At 51.6% G+C, this 2500-nt stretch carries 5 tRNA genes and 2 rRNA genes (2 of these 7 running past the window's edge); all 7 read left to right on the top strand.

Annotation, left to right across the window (positions count from 1 at the left end):
• Positions 1–1717, top strand: a 23S ribosomal RNA gene (locus tag MKY15_RS06960) (it extends 1215 nt beyond the left edge of the window).
• A gap of 153 nt (positions 1718–1870) precedes the next feature.
• Positions 1871–1986, top strand: a 5S ribosomal RNA gene (gene rrf, locus MKY15_RS06955).
• A gap of 64 nt (positions 1987–2050) precedes the next feature.
• Positions 2051–2126 (top strand) — tRNA-Val (locus MKY15_RS06950).
• Positions 2127–2151: 25 nt separating this feature from the next.
• A tRNA-Thr gene (locus MKY15_RS06945) sits at positions 2152–2227 on the top strand.
• Between the two features lie 6 nt (positions 2228–2233).
• Positions 2234–2309: transfer RNA gene (locus MKY15_RS06940), tRNA-Lys, on the top strand.
• Positions 2310–2341: 32 nt separating this feature from the next.
• A tRNA-Leu gene (locus tag MKY15_RS06935) sits at positions 2342–2423 on the top strand.
• Positions 2424–2431: 8 nt separating this feature from the next.
• A tRNA-Gly gene (locus tag MKY15_RS06930) sits at positions 2432–2500 on the top strand; it runs 6 nt beyond the window's last position.

The raw sequence follows: 2500 nt of genomic DNA, 5'->3' as shown, positions 1-2500 counted from the left end.
ATCTTAGATGTCAGTGGTAGGAGAGCGTTCCAAGGGCGTCGAAGCTAGACCGTAAGGACTGGTGGAGCGCTTGGAAGTGAGAATGCCGGTATGAGTAGCGAAAGAAGGGTGAGAATCCCTTCCACCGAATGCCCAAGGTTTCCTGAGGAAGGCTCGTCCGCTCAGGGTTAGTCAGGACCTAAGTTGAGGCCGAAAGGCGTAGACGATGGACAACAGGTTGATATTCCTGTACCACCTCCCCGCCGTTTGAGCAATGGGGTGACGCAGTAGGATAGGGTGAGCGCGCTGTTGGTTATGCGCGTCTAAGCAGTGAGGTGTGGAATGAGGCAAATCCCGTTCCTATAACATTGAGCTGTTACAGCAAGGGGATTTATCCCTGAGTCCCTGATTTCACGCTGCCAAGAAAAGCCTCTAGCGAGGCGGGAGGTGCCTGTACCGCAAACCGACACAGGTAGGCGAGGAGAGAATCCTAAGGTGATCGAGAGAACTCTCGTTAAGGAACTCGGCAAAATGACCCCGTAACTTCGGGAGAAGGGGTGCTCTGGTAGGGTGTTAAAGCCCGAGAGAGCCGCAGTGAATAGGCCCAGGCGACTGTTTAGCAAAAACACAGGTCTCTGCAAAACCGCAAGGTGAAGTATAGGGGCTGACGCCTGCCCGGTGCTGGAAGGTTAAGAGGAGAGGTCAGCGCAAGCGAAGCTTCGAATTGAAGCCCCAGTAAACGGCGGCCGTAACTATAACGGTCCTAAGGTAGCGAAATTCCTTGTCGGGTAAGTTCCGACCCGCACGAAAGGCGTAACGATCTGGGCACTGTCTCAACGAGAGACTCGGTGAAATTATAATACCTGTGAAGATGCAGGTTACCCGCGACAGGACGGAAAGACCCCGTGGAGCTTTACTGTAACCTGATATTGAATTCCGGTGCAGCCTGTACAGGATAGGTAGGAGCCTTGGATTCCGGAGCGCTAGCTTCGGATGAGGCGTTGGTGGGATACTACCCTGGCTGTATTGGACTTCTAACCCATGCCCCTTATCGGGGCAGGAGACAGTGTCAGGCGGGCAGTTTGACTGGGGCGGTCGCCTCCTAAAGAGTAACGGAGGCGCCCAAAGGTTCCCTCAGAATGGTTGGACATCATTCGTAGAGTGCAAAGGCATAAGGGAGCTTGACTGCGAGACCTACAAGTCGAGCAGGGTCGAAAGACGGGCTTAGTGATCCGGTGGTTCCGCATGGAAGGGCCATCGCTCAACGGATAAAAGCTACCCCGGGGATAACAGGCTTATCTCCCCCAAGAGTCCACATCGACGGGGAGGTTTGGCACCTCGATGTCGGCTCATCGCATCCTGGGGCTGTAGTCGGTCCCAAGGGTTGGGCTGTTCGCCCATTAAAGCGGTACGCGAGCTGGGTTCAGAACGTCGTGAGACAGTTCGGTCCCTATCCGTCGCGGGCGCAGGAAATTTGAGAGGAGCTGTCCTTAGTACGAGAGGACCGGGATGGACATACCTCTGGTGTACCAGTTGTCTTGCCAAAGGCATCGCTGGGTAGCTATGTATGGACGGGATAAATGCTGAAAGCATCTAAGCATGAAGCCCCCCTCGAGATGAGATTTCCCATTACGCAAGTAAGTAAGATCCCTCAAAGAAGATGAGGTTGATAGGTCTGGGGTGGAAGCACGGCGACGTGTGGAGCTGACGGATACTAATCGATCGAGGACTTAACCAATTTTGAAAAGGGCTTGATTACCCTGATTCTGTGTAGCACAATGTCTGTTTTATTCAGTTTTGAGCGAATAAGTACCGTTCATAAAAAAAGTACTTGCAATTATATTGCCTATATGATATAATGAATAATGTCTCTTGAGAAAGATGACAAAAGTCTGGTGACGATTGCGAAGAGGTCACACCCGTTCCCATCCCGAACACGGAAGTTAAGCTCTTCAGCGCCGATGGTAGTTGGGGGTTTCCCCCTGTGAGAGTAGGACGTCGCCGGGCTTATACATTCATTACATAGATGTTCAAAAGGACAAGTAGTTTATTATTGTCTAACTTATACCCAGGAGGATTAGCTCAGCTGGGAGAGCACCTGCCTTACAAGCAGGGGGTCGGCGGTTCGAGCCCGTCATCCTCCACCATATTATTTTATAGCGAAATTTATTAGCCGGAGTAGCTCAACTGGTAGAGCAACTGACTTGTAATCAGTAGGTTGAGGGTTCAAGTCCTTTCTCCGGCACCACTTTTCGAGCCATTAGCTCAGTTGGTAGAGCATCTGACTTTTAATCAGAGGGTCGCAGGTTCGAATCCTGCATGGCTCACCATTTTTATGACTTTTCAGTTATAATTTTATATTGCGGGTATGGCGGAACTGGCAGACGCGCTAGACTTAGGATCTAGTGCCTTCGGGCGTGGGGGTTCGACTCCCTTTACCCGCACTTATAATGCGGAAGTAGTTCAGTGGTAGAATACGACCTTGCCAAGGTCGGGGTCGCGGGTTCGAATCCCGTCTTCC

This window comes from Sporosarcina sp. FSL K6-1540 (assembly GCF_038620285.1).
Lineage (GTDB): Bacteria > Bacillota > Bacilli > Bacillales_A > Planococcaceae > Sporosarcina > Sporosarcina psychrophila.
This window is presented reverse-complemented; position numbering and strand designations above follow the sequence as displayed.